12 protein-coding genes are annotated in these 19,240 nt (G+C 54.2%); 11 read left to right on the forward strand and 1 reads right to left on the reverse strand.

Translation table 11 applies throughout. The annotated features are described in order from the left end of the window. Positions 1–103 precede the first annotated feature (103 nt). From Q4E40_RS01695 to Q4E40_RS01745, 11 genes are all read left to right on the forward strand, one after another. On the forward strand, positions 104–1,138 hold the full coding sequence (locus tag Q4E40_RS01695; protein WP_303409671.1) for a FecR domain-containing protein: 1,035 nt from the start codon (positions 104–106) through the stop codon (positions 1,136–1,138). Positions 1,139–1,155: 17 nt separating this feature from the next. After that, positions 1,156–4,449, forward strand: a complete 3,294-nt coding sequence (locus Q4E40_RS01700) for a SusC/RagA family TonB-linked outer membrane protein (RefSeq protein WP_303409672.1) — start codon at positions 1,156–1,158, stop codon at positions 4,447–4,449. An 11-nt stretch (positions 4,450–4,460) separates the two neighbouring features. Beyond that, positions 4,461–6,086, forward strand: coding sequence for a RagB/SusD family nutrient uptake outer membrane protein (locus Q4E40_RS01705; RefSeq protein ID WP_303409673.1), 1,626 nt, complete (start codon positions 4,461–4,463; stop codon positions 6,084–6,086). Between the two features lie 75 nt (positions 6,087–6,161). Then, positions 6,162–7,202 carry a SusE domain-containing protein gene (locus Q4E40_RS01710; RefSeq protein ID WP_303409674.1) on the forward strand — a complete coding sequence of 347 codons (1,041 nt, stop codon included), beginning with the start codon at positions 6,162–6,164 and terminating at the stop codon, positions 7,200–7,202. A 209-nt stretch (positions 7,203–7,411) separates the two neighbouring features. Next, on the forward strand, positions 7,412–8,986 hold the full coding sequence (locus Q4E40_RS01715; RefSeq protein WP_303409675.1) for an alpha-amylase family glycosyl hydrolase: 1,575 nt from the start codon (positions 7,412–7,414) through the stop codon (positions 8,984–8,986). A 19-nt stretch (positions 8,987–9,005) separates the two neighbouring features. Next, a complete protein-coding gene (locus tag Q4E40_RS01720; RefSeq protein WP_303409676.1) occupies positions 9,006–10,184 on the forward strand; it encodes an aldose epimerase family protein in 1,179 nt (392 codons plus the stop codon). 747 nt (positions 10,185–10,931) lie between these two features. Beyond that, positions 10,932–13,682: an alpha-L-rhamnosidase-related protein gene (locus tag Q4E40_RS01725; RefSeq protein ID WP_303409677.1), complete on the forward strand. Its 2,751-nt coding sequence runs from the start codon at positions 10,932–10,934 to the stop codon at positions 13,680–13,682. 116 nt (positions 13,683–13,798) lie between these two features. Further along, positions 13,799–14,044 carry a hypothetical protein gene (locus Q4E40_RS01730; protein WP_303409678.1) on the forward strand — a complete coding sequence of 82 codons (246 nt, stop codon included), beginning with the start codon at positions 13,799–13,801 and terminating at the stop codon, positions 14,042–14,044. 61 nt (positions 14,045–14,105) lie between these two features. After that, positions 14,106–15,386, forward strand: a complete 1,281-nt coding sequence (locus tag Q4E40_RS01735; RefSeq protein ID WP_303409679.1) for a metal-dependent hydrolase family protein — start codon at positions 14,106–14,108, stop codon at positions 15,384–15,386. A 62-nt stretch (positions 15,387–15,448) separates the two neighbouring features. Further along, the gene (locus tag Q4E40_RS01740) at positions 15,449–16,354 is read left to right on the forward strand and encodes a LysR family transcriptional regulator (RefSeq protein ID WP_303409680.1); all 906 of its coding nucleotides are present in this window, start codon (positions 15,449–15,451) and stop codon (positions 16,352–16,354) included. A 62-nt stretch (positions 16,355–16,416) separates the two neighbouring features. Next, positions 16,417–17,619: a threonine synthase gene (locus Q4E40_RS01745; RefSeq protein ID WP_303409681.1), complete on the forward strand. Its 1,203-nt coding sequence runs from the start codon at positions 16,417–16,419 to the stop codon at positions 17,617–17,619. 259 nt (positions 17,620–17,878) lie between these two features. Here the strand turns inward: Q4E40_RS01745 and Q4E40_RS01750 are convergent, their stop codons facing one another. After that, entirely contained in the window at positions 17,879–19,240 is a 1,362-nt protein-coding gene (locus tag Q4E40_RS01750) for a RagB/SusD family nutrient uptake outer membrane protein (RefSeq protein WP_303409682.1), read from the reverse strand.

A 19,240-nucleotide genomic window follows, 5' to 3' on the forward strand; every position in this document is an offset into this window, starting at 1 on the left:
TTTATTTTTTTCTTCCAACAGGAGGGATAATTTCTGAGGTTGTCGGCTATTGTAAATAGTATGTACCTATAAGCTGAAACCGCACAACAAACAGATGCCTGACATGAACAACGCAACAGCCACTGCAGCTGAACTGGCAGCCGACCATGACTTTATACAATGGGTCAAATACCCTACGCGGGAAAGCACCATGTATTGGTCACAGTTTGCTGAGCAGTACCCCGAAAAGGCGCAGGAAATGGCGGAGGCACGCCGTTTGGTATTACTGCTGTCGCAGGAACAGGCTGAGGACCATAGCTCCGACGAAGATGCGGACCTGGTTTGGGAGCAACTGCAGGAAGCGATACAGCAGGACCGGGAGCACGGAAGGGATGACGGGCCCGTGTTCTCGCTCTGGGGGTACACCCGCAGAACCTGGCTGTCTGCAGCGGCCGTCATCATTCTGCTGCTTGCTACTTCCGCCCTCCTTTTCACCCGCCAAAGCGCCGAGCCGGTTACCTATGCCACCGCTTACGGAGAGAAGCGCATTATCCAACTTTCGGACAAATCCGTAATAGTACTTAACGCCAATTCAAGTATAACTATTCCTGAAAAATGGGAAAAGGATGAGCCCAGGACCGTTCAGTTGCGCGGCGAGGCTTTTTTCTCGGTAACACAGCAGCCTAACAGACAGCAGTTTATCGTAAAAACCAGCAAAGGCACTGAAATAAACGTACTGGGGACGGAATTTAACGTATATGACCGCGGCCAGGAAGACCGGGTTGTGCTGGCAAACGGCAAAGTAAGGCTGAGCGCCACCCAAAACGGTAAAACCAGGCAACTGGAAATGCAGCCCGGCGACCTGGTAACAGTATCTGCAGCAGGCGACCTTCGCCACCGCCGCGTTGACCCGGACCTATACACTGCCTGGCAGCATAACAAGGTATATTTTGACGACTACACCCTGCGTGAAGTAGGTGTGCTGATCGAGCAGCAGTATGGCTATAAAGTAGAATTCAGTGGCAAAGAGCTTTCCGGGCAGCGCATCACCGCCTTTCTGGAAGTAAAGAACCCCGAAGACATCCTGCACACACTGGCTGAGACCTTTGAACTCAAGATTACCCAACAAGAGAACACTATATACATTAGCTCATTATAAAAACTAACGCATAATCCATGTCAAATAAATCTACTAAGAGACTAGGGTCCTTTGGTTTGGCAGTAGCCCTGTGCTGCTTTCAGGTACCGGGGACCGCTCAGGGTTATCCGGGCCCGGGTCCGAACCTTGCAGTGAACCACACCTCCGGACAGGCCCTGACGGCCAAGTCCCTCAAGGATTTGCTCAACGATCTCAAAAACTCACACGGCATACAGTTCTCTTACCAGGCCAGCCTGGCTGACGATGTGCAGCTGATCGTGCCGGAGCCGAAAGGCGGCGTGCAGAACGTAGACGAATTCCTGGGCACCACCCTGGCTAGCAACAACCTGGCGTATAAAAAAGTAAGAGGCGTGTACATCATCTCGAAGGCACGCCCTGCCGCAGCCACCAACACCACCGTTGTAGCCAAGCCCCGCGCAGCGGTACAACAGGATGTAACCGTTAGCGGCCGCGTGCTGGACGAGAACGGCGAAACGCTGCCAGGCGTAACGGTGGTGCTGAAAGGTACGACCCGTGGTACGTCCACCAACGCAAACGGAGAGTTTACGCTGCCTGTGCCAGCTTCTGGTGGTACGCTTGTATTTTCATTCATCGGATATACCACGCAGGAGGTAGCCATCAACAACCAGGCAACTGTGAGTGTAACGATGCGCCCCGACGCGCAGGCGCTGCAGGAAGTGGTCGTGGTTGGTTATGGTACGCAGCGTAAATCCGATATTTCGGGCGCTGTAACAGCGATCTCCTCCGAAGACTTCGTGCAGGGCCAGATCACCACGCCAGAGCAGTTGATACAGGGTAAAGTGGCCGGTGTTCAGATTACACCAAACGGTGGTGCGCCGGGCTCTGGTAGCCGCATCCGCATCCGTGGTGGTGGCTCCCTCAACGCCAGCAACGATCCGCTCATCGTGATCGACGGTGTGCCGCTCGATAACTCAGGTGTATCAGGTGCAGCAAACCCACTCAACTTCCTCAACCCGAATGACATCGAGACTTTCAATATTCTGAAAGATGCTTCGGCAACTGCCATCTACGGTTCGCGCGCTTCAAACGGCGTGATCATCATCACGACCAAAAAAGGCACTGCCGGGCAGAAGCTCGCGGTGACGTTTACAACACAGCACTCGCTCTCCAAAGTGGGTGAAACAGTGGATGTGCTGGGTGCTGACGAGTTCCGCCGGGTAGTGAACGAGCAGGGTACGCCTTCGCAGATCGCACTGCTCGGCAACGCCAACACCAACTGGCAGGATCAGATCTTTCAGACCGCTTATACCACAGACAACAACCTGAGCATAGGCGGCTCAGTGGGCAAACTGCCCTACCGCGTGTCGCTGGGCTACCTGAACCAGGACGGGGTGCTGCGCACTGGTAATTTTGAGCGTGGCTCCATTGGTGTCAACCTGAACCCAAGCTTCCTCGATGACCACCTGACCGTTAACCTGAACTACAAAGGAGCAATCACCGACAGTAAATTTGCTGACGTGGGCGCCATTGGGGCGGCCGTTGCCATGGACCCGACACAGCCTGTGATGTCTGGCAGCGACGCGTTTGGCGGCTACTTCCAGTGGCTGGATGCCAACGGACGCTACAACCCGCTGGCTACACGCAACCCGGTAAGTATGTTGGAGCAGCGCGACGACCGCGGCGAGGTGAAACGCCACATCGGTAACGTGCAGTTCGACTACAAACTTCATTTCCTGCCCGACCTGAGAGCCAACCTCAATCTGGGTTTTGACCGCTCCAACAGCAACGGCACCACTTTCTACCCGGCCGCCTTTGCGCCCGAGGCGCCAAACAACGGCAGAAGAACCCAGTTCGAGCAGGAGAAGAAAAACAGCCTGGTTGACTTCTACCTGAACTATGTGAAAGACCTGACCGGCATTAACAGCCGCGTCGACGCGACAGCCGGTTACTCCTTCCAGGAGTTTGAGAACGAGAGTCCGCAGTTTATACCAGCTGACGCAGAGGGCACGCCGCTGAGCGACCTGGAGCCAGGGCTTCCTACAAACGATTTCTACCGCCTGCGCTCTTACTTTGGCCGATTGAACTACGTGCTCCTCGACCGCTATATCCTGACAGCTACCGTGCGCCGTGACGGTACATCACGCTTTAGTGATGACGTTCGCTGGGGCACATTCCCGGCGCTGGCACTGGCCTGGAGAATCAACGAAGAGGCATTCCTGAAAAACTCACCGACTGTATCTGAATTGAAGCTCCGCTTGGGCGTAGGTGTTACAGGGCAGCAGGATATCGGTCCTTTCTTCCCGTACCTGGCACGCTATACCATTAGCGACAACACAGCGCAATACCAGTTTGGCAACCAGTTCTACAACCTGCTCCGTCCGGAGGGTTATGATGCCGGTATTAAGTGGGAGGAAACAACCACCTACAACGCAGGTATAGACTTTGGCTTTGCCAATAACCGAGTGAATGGTAGCCTCGACTACTTCTTCAAAGACACCCGCGACCTGCTGGCCCTCGTATCGGTTCCTGCGGGCACCAACTTGGTAAATGAGCTGATCACAAACGTGGGCAACCTGGAGACAAGAGGACTGGAAGCAGCCCTGAACTACGTGGCCATCAGCAACGAAAAGCTGACCTGGAGCATTGGGGTCAACGGCACATACCAGAAGCGCGAGATCACCAATTTAAGCAAGGTCGAAGATCCTGACTTTGAAGGCTACCCGGTTGGCACCATTGCCGGTGGCGTGGGTAACAACATCCAGATCAGAACGGTTGGCTATGCGCCGGATGTGTTCTATGTCTACAAGCAGGTGTATGATGAGCAGGGCAAGCCGATCGAAGGCCTGTATGCTGACCTGAACAAAGACGGTGTGATCAGTGAAGCTGACCGCTACCGCTACAAGAAGCCGGAGCCGGATTTCTTCCTGGGCTTTAACTCTAACCTGACTTACGGCAACTTTGATTTCGGCTTTGTGATGCGCGGCAGCGTGGGCAACTACATGTATAACAACATATACTCAAACAACGGTGCCTACCGCTCATTCATGTTCCCGGGCTACCTTACCAACGTGTCGCCCAACGTGCTGGAGACCAACTTCATGAACTACCAACTGTTCTCTGACTACTACATGGAGAACGCTTCATTCCTGCGTATGGAGAACATCAACTTCGGTTACAATGTGGGTGGTATCTTCAACGAGAAAGCGAACCTACGCCTGAATGCCAACATCCAGAACCTGTTTGTAATCACGAAATACAACGGTCTTGATCCTGAGATTGCCAGCGGTATAGACAATAATTTTTACCCGAGGCCGCGTGTTTATACCTTAGGTCTGACAGTTAATCTTTAATTCATCCCATCATGAGAACTCTGAATTTCAGAAATATAAGAAACATAGCACTGGCAGGCGTTATTTCCCTGTCTGCAGCCTCCTGTGACCACGACCTGGACATAGAGCCGAAGTACGATGTGGTGTCGGCCAACGTATACCGTGACTTCGGCAACTACAAGAGCATCCTGGCCAAAATGTACGCCGGCTATGCCGTGACAGGTCAGCAGGGTCCTGCAGGTCGACCCGACATCAGCGGCATCGACGAAGGTTTCTCGAACTACCTGCGCCAGTATTGGCAGGCACAGGAGTTGCCGACCGACGAGGCGATCATCGCCTGGAACGACGGCAACCTGCGTGACCTGCATGACATGGACTGGACTCCGGGCAACGAATTCTTGCGTGCGCTTTACAACCGGATCTTCTACCAGGTGTCGCTCACAAACGAGTTCATCCGCGAAACACAGGACGGCCTGCTGAGCGAGCGTGGCATCACGGGAGCCAACCTGGAAGAAGCCAAGCGTTTCCGGGCCGAGGCTCGTTTCCTGCGCGCCCTGAGTTACTGGCATGCGCTTGACCTGTATGGCAACGTGCCTTTTGTGACAGAAGAAGACCGGGTAGGCTCTTTCTTACCGGAGCAAACTACTCGCACCGAACTGTTCAGCTATGTGGAGAGCGAACTGCTGGCCATCGAAAATGAGCTGGGTGAGCCGGGCTTCGAGTACGGAAGGGCTGATAAGGCTGCCGCCTGGACGCTGCTTGCCAAGCTATACCTAAACGCGGAGGTATACACCGGCCAGGGCCGATACGCCGATGCCGTGACCTACTCACGCAAAGTAATTGACTCAGGACGTTTCCAATTGGAGGCAGAGTACAGTCATCTATTCCTGGCCGATAACCATACCACAAGCGAGATCATATTCCCGATCACCTTTGATGGGATGCGAACCACTACCTGGGGTGGAATGACTTACCTGGTGCACGCTCCGGTGGGAGGCAGCATGGACGCAGCTGCCTTTGGCATCAACGGTGGCTGGGGTGGTCTACGCACTACCAAAAACATTGTGGAGCTTTTCCCAAGTACCAATGCAACCCCGGATGAGCGTGCCATGTTCCATACCGACGGACAGAGCCTCGAGATTGCCGATATCTTCACCTTTACGGAAGGCTACCCGATCACGAAATATAAGAACGTGAACAGAGCGGGTCAGGCGGGTTCTGATCCAAGCGGTAACCACCCGGACACAGACTTCCCGATGTTCCGACTGGCTGACGTGTACCTGATGTATGCGGAGGCGGTGCTGCGCGGTGGAGGTGGTTCTGTCGCTGATGCGCTGGGCTACGTGAACCAACTGCGCCGACGTGCCTACTCCAATGCAGCAGGTACTATGCGAGACAACGGAGGTGCGATCAACCAGGGACAGCTTACGCTTGACTTCATTATCAACGAGCGTGCGCGCGAGCTGAAATGGGAAGGCCACCGCAGAACAGACCTGATCCGCTTCAACAGGTTTACATCGGCTACCTATGTATGGCCGTGGAAAGGTGGGGTTCCGGAGGGCAGAGGTGTGGAGGAATTCCGCAGACTGTACCCGATCCCAAGCACAGACCTGACCGCCAACCCGAACCTGACGCAGAACCCGGGCTATACGCGATAATCTGAAAAAACCGGAAGCCGGCTGCATTAGTAGTAGGCTTCCGGGTAGATAAATCACATTTTGAAATCATCAAATATGAAAAGCACGATAAATAAGTTATTCACCTTGTGCCTGATATCGCTGGTACTATTCTCCTGTGAGAAAGAGGAAGAGCGGCTGGTACTGCGCCCGGGCGCTGTCCCTACCCTTGCTTCCACAGCCAACAGTGTGGAACTGGCTGCTGAAAACAAAGCCGAGGACGCGATTACCCTGAACTGGACCGCCGCTGACTACGGCTTCCAGGCGGCAGTTACCTATACCTTGCAGTTTATTGCTGAAGGCGGCGATTTTGCGGAAGCCAGGGAGGTAGAAACTACGCCCGGCATGCTGAGCAAAACCCTTACCGTGGCAGAACTGAATACCCTGGCTACGCAGCTGGGTCTGGCTCCGAACAACGAAGGCACGATGCAGGTACGTGTAAAATCCTCTGTAGCAGAAAGTGTTACACCAACTCACTCCAATGTGGTGTCAATTAAAGTGACGCCATTCCTCGACATCATTGAGTACGTGTCGCTTTGGGTGCCGGGCAGCCACCAGGGCTGGGACCCCGCCAAAGCGCCCAAGGTGTCGTCAGTGAATGACAACGGGGTGTATGAAGGCTATGTGAACTTCCCCGATGCCAAGACGAACTTCAAGTTAAACCCCGCACCCAACTGGGACAATGACTTTGGAGGCACCAGCAGCGGCAACAAAGGTACACTGGTTGCAAAAGGCACTGACCTGCAAGTAGACGGCGCAGGCTATTACCTGCTCAAAGCCAACACCAACCAGTTGACCTGGGAGGCCGTCAAGACAACATGGGGTGTAATAGGCGACGCCACCGGCAGCTGGGATAACGACCAGGACATGACTTACGATGCGACTGCTCAGGTATGGAAGGCCACGCTCCAATTGTCTGTTGGAGAAATTAAGTTCAGAGCCAATGACAAATGGGACATTAACTTCGGTGATGACAATGCCGATGCCAGCCTGGAGTATGGCGCTGCCAACATCAAGGTAACAGAGGCGGGTCGGTATGAAGTGGTGTTGAATCTGGCGAACCCAGGTAACTATACCTACACACTGACCAAGCTTTAAGATGCTACACTCGCACATGGCCTTTACGAAAGTATCCTGCTGCGAAGTGCTATTTTAAACTCAGCAAACCCGGCAGGCTACAAAGCTTGGCCGGGTTTGCTTTATAAAGCCATCCTGATTATTAGCAACATAAACACCAGGCATGAGCATTTAAATCAAGCCAAGCCATGAGTCTGCCAACGCTGGCCGAATGGGATACACTAACAACCATGAAACAACGAAACCTGCATTACCTGTTGCTTCTACCTGCGCTATACCTTGCGACGGGCTGTAGCACACCAGCACAACTCGACCAACAGCCCACCGCCAAAGCCAGCGAATGGCCGCGCAGCGTGAGCTACGAGATCTTTGTGCAGTCCTTCTGCGACTCCGACAACAACGGCATCGGCGACATCAAAGGCATGACCTCCAAACTCGATTATCTGGCTGAGCTAGGTATAGAGGGCGTCTGGCTTATGCCGATGAGCCCCTCTCCTTCCTACCACAAATACGACGTGACCGACTATACCGGCATTCACCCCGACTACGGCACCATGGAGGATTTTAAGACCTTTGTGGAGGAGGCGCACAAGCGCAACATCAAGGTGGTGATCGACCTGGTGGTGAACCACTCCAGCAACCAGCATCCCTGGTTTCTGGAGGCGGCCAAAGACGAGAAAAGCCCTTATCGTGACTACTACGTATGGGCACACAAAGACGATCCGCAAACCAAAGGCGAAGGTAAGACCACCGGCGACGACTCCCACAACGTGCAGCATTGGCATGAGGTGAAAGGCAGCGACTACAAATACTTCGGCTACTTCTGGGGCGGCATGCCCGACCTCAATTTTGACAATCCGAAAGTTCGCGAGGAGGTATACAAGGTAGGTCGCTACTGGCTCGAGGAAGTGGGTGTGGATGGCTTCCGACTGGATGCGGCCCGCCACATTTTCCCGGATGACAGACCGGCCGACAACCATGCTTTCTGGGAGGAGTTCAGAGCCGAGATGCAGCAAGTGAAGCCGGACGTATACCTGGTGGGCGAGGTATGGGCCGAAGCTGATGTGGTAGCACCCTATACCAAAGGACTCCCGGCGCTTTTCAATTTTGAGATGAGCTGGAAAATACTCGATGCCCTGAAGACAGGAAACGGCGACTCACTGGCCATCCACCATGACCGCATCATCAACACCTATCAGCAGGTGAATCCAGACTTTGTGGACGCCACCATTCTGAGCAACCACGACCAGAACCGCATCATGAGTGAGGTGAACGGGGACCTGAACAAAGCTAAAGTAGCGGCGGCCCTGCTGTTTACGTTACCCGGCGCCCCCTACGTGTACTACGGCGAGGAGATCGGGATGCTCGGCAAGAAGCCGGACGAGATGATCCGGGAACCCTTCCTGTGGGATACCAAAGCAAAAGACGATTGCCGCACCACCTGGGTGACACCGGAGTTCAGCACTGAGCAGAACGTGAAGCCGATGGCGCAGCAGGCGCAGGATCCGAACTCACTCCTCAATCATTACAAAGCTTACATCCGGTTGCGCAACAGCAGCAAAGCGTTAACCCATGGCGAATTGGAGCCGGTGAACATGGGCAACCGGGCAGTGAGCGGCTTTATGCGCACCATGGCCGGTGAATCGGTTCTGGTACTGCATAACCTGTCGGGCAAAGAGGTGAGCGTTCCTATACCTGCCAGCCTGCAGGAGCACAAGCAGCTTTTGCATCAGCATAACGCTGCCAAACTGAATGGCACTACGGCGCAGCTTCCACCCTTCAGCTCCCTTATCCTTAGAAAATAAAACATACCGAAAAGAGTTTATGAAAAAACGTAAAGTCCGCTATACCTTGCGCGCCCTGGTGCTGTTCGGGTGTCTGGGTCTCGCAACCATATCAGGCTGCGGTGGCAAGCCGGGCCAGCCCGGACAGAGTTTGAGTAAACAAGAAGTGAACACCATGGAAATAAAAACCGCGCCTTTTGGCACTGCCCCCAACGGCCAGCAGGTGCAGCTCTATACCCTGACCAACGCCAACGGCATGACCGTGAAAATCACTAACTACGGCGCCATCGTCACTTCCATCCAAACACCTGACCGGGATGGCAAGCTGGGCGAAGTAGCGCTTGGTTTCGACAGCGTAGACGGTTACGTGCCCAACGATCCGCACTTCGGGGGTATTGTGGGGCGCTACGCCAACCGCATCGCCAACGGGAAATTTACCTTGGACGGGCAGGAGTATACGCTGGCTGTCAACAATGCGCCCAACCACCTGCATGGCGGCATTACGGGTTTCGACAGAGTGGTGTGGCAGGCCGAGCCCCTGCAAAAGCAAAATGCGATCCGGCTGACCTACGTGAGCAAGGACGGCGAAGAGGGCTACCCCGGCAACCTGACCGTTGTCGTAACCTATACCCTGACCGGCTTCAACGACCTGAAGATCGACTACGAAGCCACCACCGACAAAGCCACGCCGGTGAACCTGACCAACCACAGTTACTTCAACCTAAGCGCGGGCAAGGAAAAGGACATCCTCAACCACATCGTCACGATCCACGCCGACCAGTTCACGGCTTCCGACGAGACGCTTATACCTACCGGCGAACTGAAGTCAGTGAAGGGTACACCTTACGACTTTACCAAGCCTACCCGCGTAGGCGACCGCATCGAAAACCTGCAGGGCTACGGCTATGATTTGAACTACGTGGTGCGTAACGGAGGCGACAGATTGGTGCCTGCCGCAACAGTAGAAGATCCGGCAACAGGCCGCGTGATGCAAGTTCAAACTACACAGCCCGGCATCCAGTTCTACACCGCCTACCACCTCGACGGCACCCTGACCGGCCACAACAACACGGTCTACAACCGCTACGCTGGCCTCTGCCTCGAAGCCCAGCACTTCCCCGATTCCCCGAATCAGGAAAGTTTCCCATCGACGATCCTGAGGCCTGGAGAGAAGTACAGCGAAACGACAGTTTATAAGTTTGGGGTGAAAGGGGAATAGCTTGTCTGAATCAGGATTTTCAGGATTTAGGGATTGACAGGATTAAGGGGTTTACAGGATTCCACATACGATTGTCACACCCCTGCCCCTCTCGAGAGGGGAATTTAAGGAAGCTGCCAAACCACAGGTATAAGCATTCTAGCAAAGGTATATCTGTTAAATACTGTCATCCACCTGCCCCCTTCTTTGTAGAGGGCCCCCACCCCCAAGAGGGAGTTTTCTGTAGATGCCAATCAAAAGGTAGAAGCAGTGTTGTTTCTGTTTTGCAAGACCGGGTCCAACCACCCCTAACCCCTCCTTGTCTAAGGCGGGGAACCTAAAGTTGCCATCTCACAGGTATAAGCTTTGAAGGCGCTGGCTTGTGCACGATCACACCCCTCTGCGCTCCCCTCAAGGGGAGAGTTTCTGCTACTGCCAGTTCAAAGGTATAGGCCTGTAGCACACAAACCACTGGCAGGTATAGCAAGACTAACTTGCACGCTGGCAATGAAACAGATAGGCATGCCCGGTGCGCTTTTGACGATTTTTTGTTTGAGCGGTCAGCGAGTTCAAAATCGTCTTGATTTTTTTGCCTACTTTTTTCATCAAGGAAAAAAGTAGGGCCCCGCCGGCTAGGCGAAGCTACAAAGTAAAATAGCTTGAGGTATACCTATAGTGCAGCTACGCCAGTTACAAACTAGCCTCAAGTCCAACCACAAGTTGCGCTGATGCTAAACTTGCGATATACAAACAGCATAAAAATTGACCATGAAAAAACACACTTACATACACGCCATCACCTTAGCAGCACTGCTAACCGCAAGCGCCTGCAAAACCCAGCAGCCTGAAACGGGCAATACTACCGGCACAGCTGCAACCACCACTGCAGTCAGTGCCGAAAAAGCGCTTTGGCAATCGCAAGCATACAGCGTATACCCTGACCGCATCACGCAAGGAGACTACGTAGCCAAGGCGATCTCCCCTACTGAGATCACCTCCGGTTACCAGAGCCCGGCGAACGAATTTCAGTCTCCGGAGGTCCTATTCAAGTTCAGCATCAACAGCAAGGACAACGAGATGCCGCCGGGTATGGACCACCAGTTCATCTGCCTTGCCGAGGAGGGCGGAAGCTGCGAAACCCCGATCATCAAATTCGGGCAGCAGCTGAAAGCCACTGCTCCAGCGCCGCCAAAGGCGTTTCTGCCACCTAACACACCCCTGACGGTGCGAGTGGATATGCGCGAAGTACTGGCCGCTTTTAAGAAAGACGGTTTCTACACTGCTTACAACGGCAGCAAGGTATACAAAGACGATTTCAAGGGAGTTTACATCGCGGGTAACTCTTCTCCGCTCACCTGGGATTTCGATAACCTGGCAAGTCGCGAAGGGATGGAACTGGAGGACCCGGACGGCGATGGCATTTACGAAGTGACGCTCACCATGAACGCCCATCGTGAAGAAAAATTCACGGCCTCGCACTGGAAGCTGAGCGCGCCGATCGACCATTATCCGCAGTATAGCTCCGACTATGTGCTCACCGATGCGCTCTACAACATGACGTTGGAAGAAGTGGTGAAGAACATCGAGGCCGACAGCACTTTCCGGACGGGCAAAGAATGGGCCGGCGTGTGGACGCGCGACATCAGCTACGCGCTGATATTAGGGCTGGCGGCCATTGAGCCGGAGATAGCCCGCAAAAGCCTGATGCGCAAAGTGAAGAACAACCGCATCATTCAGGATACAGGTACGGGCGGCGCTTATCCGGTGTCGACGGACCGGATTGTGTGGGGCATCGCGGCTTGGGAAATCTATACCGTGACCGGCAACCAGAACTGGCTGCGCGAGTCTTACGAGATCATCCGAAACTCAGTGGAAGATGACCTGCTGAATGCTTACGACCAGAACACAAACCTGATGCGCGGAGAGTCCTCGTTCCTGGACTGGCGCGAACAGACCTATCCGAAATGGATGCAGCCGGCCGACATCTATGCTTCGCAGAACCTGGGCACCAATGCGGTGCATTACCAGGCAAATGTACTCTTGAGCCAAATGGCGATGATGCTGAACGACAAGCAGGCGGCCGACAGGTATAGCCAGCTGGCTGAGCAGATCAAGGAAGGTATAAACCAGCACCTGTGGCAGGAAGACCAAGGCTATTATGGGCAATACCTGTATGGCCGCAACTACCTGTCGCTTTCCCCAAGGTCTGAGGCGCTGGGCGAGGCGCTGACTGTGCTGTTTGGCATTGCTGACACCGACCGGGCAAAACGCATCGTGGCCAGCACACCGGTATATGACTTTGGTATCCCAAGCATTTTCCCGCAGATTCCGAACATGCCGCCTTACCACAACAACGGCATCTGGCCCTTTGTGCAGGCTTACTGGACGCTGGCGGCCGCCAAAGCCGGCAACGAAACCGCTACCGTGGAGAGCCTCAACGCTATTTATAGACCGGCTGCTTTGTTCCTCACCAACAAGGAGAATTTTGTGGCCAGCAACGGTGACTACGCCGGCACACAGGTAAACTCCGACCGTCAGCTTTGGAGTGTGGGCGGCTTCCTGGGCATGACTTACAAACTGCTTTTCGGTATGGATTTCCAGGCAGACAAACTGGTGTTCAAGCCCTTTGTGCCGGAGGTATACAAAGGCAAACATCGCCTCACCAACTTCAGGTATAGGAACGCCGTGCTCGACATTGACATACAGGGATTTGGCAACAGCATCCGTAGCATCACACTGGACGGTCAGCCGCTGGAAGGAGCCGCTATACCTGCCAGCCTAACCGGACAGCACAAGGTGCAGATCGTGCTTGCCGATGAAATAAGTGATAAAGGCAGCCAGAATAAAGTAGCCCACCATGTGACGCCAGCCACCCCGGCTACGAGCTATGCAAATGGCAAATTCAGCTGGCAACCGGTGGAAGGCGCCGTGATCTATACCGTGCTCCGGAATGGCAAGCCACTGCAGGAAACCACCGAAACAGGTATAGCCGTGCAACCGGAAGGCTATGCCGAGTACCAGGTAATCGCGACTGATGCGGCAGGTTACAGCTCTTTTGCAAGTGAGCCAATACCGGTATACCCTGCAGTGCTCGAACAGGTATACGAAGCCGAAGCAGCCGCTACGCCAGCCAAACAACCTTACAAAGGATTCACGGGCAAGGGCTTCGTGGAGGTGAGTAAAAAGACGAACACGACCATCCGTTTTAAAGTGACCGCGCCGCAGGCTGGCCTGTATGCCATCGACTTCCGTTATGCCAACGGCAACGGCCCGATCAACACCGACAACAAAGCGGCCATGCGCACCCTTCGCAAAGGCAAGGAAGTGGCAGGTACCATCGTGCTGCCGCAGCGTGGCATTGGCGAGTGGAGTGACTGGGGCTATTCCAACAAGGTATGGGTGCAACTCAGTAAAGGCACAAATCAATTGTCACTCACCTTCGAGCCAGCCAATGAGAACATGAACGGCGAGATCAACCAGGCGATGATCGACCACCTGCGCCTGATTCGGGTACAATAGATTTTTTGTAGAACTTACAGAAAGCCCCGGCCCGATCTAATCTGGCCGGGCTTTTTTGTTATAGTGGCATCTTCTCCTGCCAAAATGAGTATAGGGTATACCTTAAAACACAAATAATGACGCAACGAGAAGTAACCGACTCCGAAAATACCACCTGGACCTGCGTGCAGGCCTATGGCACCCTTTCAAAGGAAAATGCCGACAAGGCCGCTGAGCTGACCGAAGACACAAACGGCGAGGTAACAGTGGTCTGTACCCCGAGCGGCGGCGCCCAGACGGTGCGGCTGCAACTGCCCAAAGACTGGCTAGAGGCTTTGTCTGACGATGAACTGGCGTCGAAAATCTCAGTAGCGAAGAGTTGATTCCTGGAAAAGCATTAACTTGAGCATCCACTAATTTGCTAACGGCCAAAGCTGCTATACCATGCTGAAGTTTCTATACCTGAGTCTTCTCTGTTTTACATTCCTAGTCCACACCTCTCTTTTATTTGCTCAGGCTCCTACACAGGATTCTTATTACCTGCTCAAACCAGACCGTGTGTTTGATGGGGAGCAGCTGCAGGAAGGCTGGCAGGTAATGGTGAAGAACAACAAGATCGAAGCTGTCGGCAGAAACCTGACAGCTCCCGCCACCGCACAGGTAATCGAGTTGAGCGGTACCACCCTACTGCCAGGTCTTATTGAGGGGCACAGCCACTTGTTCCTGCACCCCTACAACGAAACACCCTGGAACGACCAGGTGCTGAAAGAGTCGCGGGTAGAGCGGGTGGCCCGGGCAACAGTGCATGCACAGAATACTCTGTTGGCTGGCTTCACGACGGTGCGCGACCTGGGTACGGAAGGTGCAGGTTATGATGATGTCGGGTTGAAGGCATCTATCGACAAAGGCATTGTACCTGGTCCGCGGATGCTTATTGCCACCGAAGCCATTGTCACCACCGGCAGCTATGGTCCTAAAGAGCTTAGCTATGATATTGAAACACCCCTGGGCGCTGCCGTTGCAGATGGCATGGACGGACTGACCCGGGAGGTTCGGAAGCAGATTGGCAAAGGCGCAGACCTGATCAAGGTATACGCCGACTACCGCTGGGGACTGCATGGTACGGCGCAGCCGACCTTCACGGTAGATGAACTGAAGAAAATTGTGGAAGTAGCCAGCAGCAGCGGCAGACCAGTTGTAGCGCATGCCTCTACTGTAGAAGGTATGCGAAGAGCAACGCTGGCCGGTGTGTCTACCATTGAGCACGGAGATGAAGCCACTCCCGAGATCTTCCGCCTCATGAAGAAACACAACGTAGCCCTCTGCCCTACCCTGGCCGCCGGCGATGCCATTTCGCAGTACCGTGGCTGGCAGAAAGGTATCGCCCAAGAGCCTGATCGTGTAAAAGCCAAGCGCAAAAGTTTTAGGGCTGCACTGGACAGTGGCGTGACTATCGTGATGGGCGGCGATGTGGGCGTATTTACCCATGGCGACAATGCGAGAGAAATGGAAATGATGGTGGACTACGGTATGAAGCCGATCGAGGTGCTACGTGCCGCGACGTCTCTCAATGCTGATGTCTTTGGTATTGGTGACATTGTGGGCAGAATTAAGCCTGGTCTACTGGCTGATATAATCGCTGTGGAAGGCAACCCGGCCAAAAGTATAGCACAAGTGCGGCAGGTCAGACTGGTAATGAAAGATGGCAGTATCTACAAAAAATAAGCTTCCCGATTATTTAATATTGGCAATGAAGCGTTATACTTGAAAGAGAAATAGACCCAGGTATGCTCTCTCACAGGCACGAAATTTTTATGGAAGTGGCCCGGCTGCTGAGTTTTACCAAAGCCAGCCAGACGCTCTTTATCAGCCAGTCCGCCATCAGCAAGCACATCAAAGCGCTGGAGGAGTTCTATAAAACCGGCCTTTTTGAGCGACTCGGCAACAGTGTGGTACTCACGCCTGCCGGCAGGCTGCTGTATGACAAGCTGCTGTCAGCCAAGCAGCTGCAGCACGAGCTATTCCAGGACTTTAAGCAGCTCAGCGAAAACTTCTCGCCGCAGGTGAACATGGTGCTGGGAGCCAGTACCACCATCTCGCTTTACATCTTGCCGCCCGTGCTTTCGGCTTACCTGCAGAAGAACCCGAACGTGCAGCTCGACCTCAAGAACCGCAACAGCGAGAACATCCTCAAAGCCCTCCTCGATCATGAAATAGATTTGGGCATTGTGGAGGGCGTCAATAAGGTGAGCAACGTGACCTACATGCCTTTCCTAACGGACGAAGTGATCGCAGTCTGCTCTTCGCGCAATCCGCTCAAGAAACAGCAACTCGAGATCCGCGATTTGTACGAAATTCCGTTGGCGCTGCGCGAACGTGGTTCGGGCACCCTGGCCGTGTTGGAAATGGCGCTGGAGAAAAAACAAGTGAAGCTGAACGAGTTGCCTATCAAAATAAGACTGGGCGGTACGGAGGCCCTCAAGAACTTTGTGCGGGTAGATACCTGTCTTTCCTTTCTGCCGCGGCAGGCTGTCATCAAAGAGCTGCAGTCTGGCGAACTGGTGCAGGTACCGATCAACGGACTCACGATCAAACGGAGCTTCAACTTCATTCAGCGCAAGGGCACCGAGAACAATTTCCCTTACAAGAATTTCATTCAGTTTACCAAGCGCTATTATTCCAAAATGGAATAGGCTATTCCTTTTAGCTATTTTGTTTGGTCATATCACGGGTGCAATTTGCCGTAGATACTGATATGAAAACGACGCTTCAACCCCTTATAAGTCACCTGAGCACCCTAACCTGCTCCAGCTGTGGCGCACCTTACTCTGCTTTCGAAAAACAGACGGTCTCGGCCTGCTGCCAACTGCCGCTCCTAGCCGGCTATTCTCCTGACGTAGTGCCTGAAAAAGAGGCATTGCTGCATCGGGAAGGTACCATGTGGCGCTACCTCGAGTTGCTGCCCGTGCTGCACAAAGAAAACATCGTGAGTCTGGGTGAGGGCTATACCCCCATTCTTGAATTGAAGAACCTGGCACGGAAGTACGAGCTGCGGAAGTTACTACTAAAGGACGAAGGCCAGAACCCGACCGGTTCGTTTAAGGCACGCGGCCTGAGCATGGCCATTTCCAAAGCCAAAGAGCATGGTGTGGAGGGCTGCATTATACCTACGGCCGGCAATGCCGGAGTGGCCATGGCCGCTTACTGCGCCAAGGCAGGTATGCGCGCCACCGTGGTGATGCCCCGCCATACGCCGAAGGCTTTCCGGGACGAGTGCTATTGGTATGGCGCCGAGGTGGTGCTGGTGGACGGTCTGATCAATGACTGCGCCGCCAAAGTAAGAGAACTCAACAGCAAAGGCGAACTCCTGGACGTGTCGACTTTGAAGGAACCTTACCGCCTTGAAGGCAAAAAAACCATGGGCTATGAGATTGCCGAACAGGGCAACTGGCAACTGCCGGACGTGATCCTATACCCTGCCGGCGGCGGCACCGGACTGATCGGCATCTGGAAGGCCTTTAAGGAAATGAAAAAAATTGGCTGGCTGCCGCAAGGTATAAAACTGCCCCGCATGGTAGCGGTACAGGCCGAAAACTGCCGTCCGCTGGTAGAAACTTTCTACGGCCGGCAGGCCAATGCCCAAAGCTACGTGGGCAAACCGACAATTGCCAACGGACTAGCTGTGCCTCGTCCGTTGGGTGAGCAACTGATGCTGCAGACGCTGCAGGAATCTGGCGGCACGGCCATCAGCATTTCGGAAGAGGAAATGATCACCGGTCTGAGAGAACTGGGCACTAGCGAAGGGCTGTTTGTAGCGCCGGAAGGAGCAGCCGTCTGGATGGCGGCCCGCAAACTGCTGGACACTGGCTTCATTCAGTACGACGAAGAGATCCTGTTACTCAACACCGGCTCTGGGCAGAAGTACATGGAGAACCTGAGCAGTTTTCAGATAGACTAAAGCAATACACAAACAACTGGAATAATTGCCATCTTAATGCAATCGGGATAATTTTAGCCCTCCCACCAGGACTAAAATTCAAAAAACCGGCTGGTTCTAACCAGTCGGTTTTTTTTATGGGTTTAAGACGAAAATCTATGCCGACGCTCTTTCCAAGCTGGTTCATTCCTGCTTATTTTACGAAAGATAATAGTGCCGCAGGAGCGCACAGCAGCATTCCGACTGCCCCTGCACCCCTGCGACACCATATCTATAGCACTTAGTAACCCGGATTCTGATCTTCCGGCCCCAGGTCCGGGTCAGCCAGTATTTCACTGTTCGGGATCGGGAACAGGAACTTGTTAGCGTCCGCTATCCCTAGTACCGCCGCCGCTCTGCCCGTGCGGATCAGGTCGAACCAGCGGTGGCCTTCGAAAGCCAGCTCAACCTTGCGCTCCTGCTCCACAGCCAATAAGGCAGCGTTTAGATCGGCAGTCACGAATGGCTGCAGCTCCGCTCTTTTGCGCACCTCGTTCAAATCTGCCAGGCCACCTGCTAGATTGTTTCGCTTCAGTCTGGCCTCGGCCCGGATCAGGTACTGCTCGGCGATGCGCAGAATGAAAGCGCCATCCTCTCCGGTCGCGACTTTGGTGTATTTCTGCCCATAGACTGTTTCGCTGCCGTTATTCACCTGCGACCCGATCAGGGCGCTTCGCGAGCCACCCACGGCCGGGTTGCGCAGGTCCTGGGTGATGCCGGCCGATGGCTTCCATTCGTAACGCCCGCCCCGGCTGCTGGTTAGCCAGTAATTGGCGTGGGAGTTGCGGTCGGCGTTGTCATACACCAGCTCCAGAATGCTCTCCTCCGTCAGTTTGCCTGTATAGAAGGCACTGTAGGGCTGCACCAGTCGGGACTTGCCGCTGTTGAGCACCAGCGAGGCGAATGCCTCTGCCTTCTCCCAGTTCTGCTGGTACAGGTATAGCCTGGCTTTCAGCGCCCATACGGCTTCCTTCGAAGCCCTGGAGCGAACAGTGAGTGCAGGCAGCAGCAGTTCGGCCTGCTCCAGGTCTGCCAGCACCTGGGCGTAGGTCTGCTCCCGCGATGCACGCTTGATGCCTTTGCCACTGTTCTTGTCAACTGTCGGTTGCAGCACCAGCGGCACCCCACCCCAGGCGCGGCCCAGGTCAAAGTATGCAAGGGCACGCAGGAAGTAGGCTTCCCCCAAAATTTTCTGCCGCTGCACATCCGTCAGGTTGCGGTCCTGTATGGCCGGCACCTTGTCGATCAGGTTGTTCGACACATTGATCACCCGGTAGATCTGGCTCCACACAGACTTGATAGTGCTGTTCTCAGCAGGTATGGCATTGAGGTCGAATTGCTGGTAGAAGTTAAAGGAGCCCGACCAGTCCGCTTCGTCGGCAGACAGGTAAGCCTGTGCCGGGTACTCCAGACCATAGTAATTATTGCTCTGCAGTTCGCTGTAGGCGCCCAGAAGGGCAGCCTCTGCCCCGCGCTTGTCCGTGATGGCGAACTCCGATGAGATGTCCAACCGTGGTTGGGGCTCCAGAATGCTGTCGCAGCTGGAAAGTGACACGACCAGGGCCAGTGCCAGCACTTTATAGTTATTCAGTATATTCTTCAT

It is taken from the genome of Pontibacter coccineus (assembly GCF_030546575.1).
Taxonomy (GTDB): domain Bacteria; phylum Bacteroidota; class Bacteroidia; order Cytophagales; family Hymenobacteraceae; genus Pontibacter; species Pontibacter coccineus.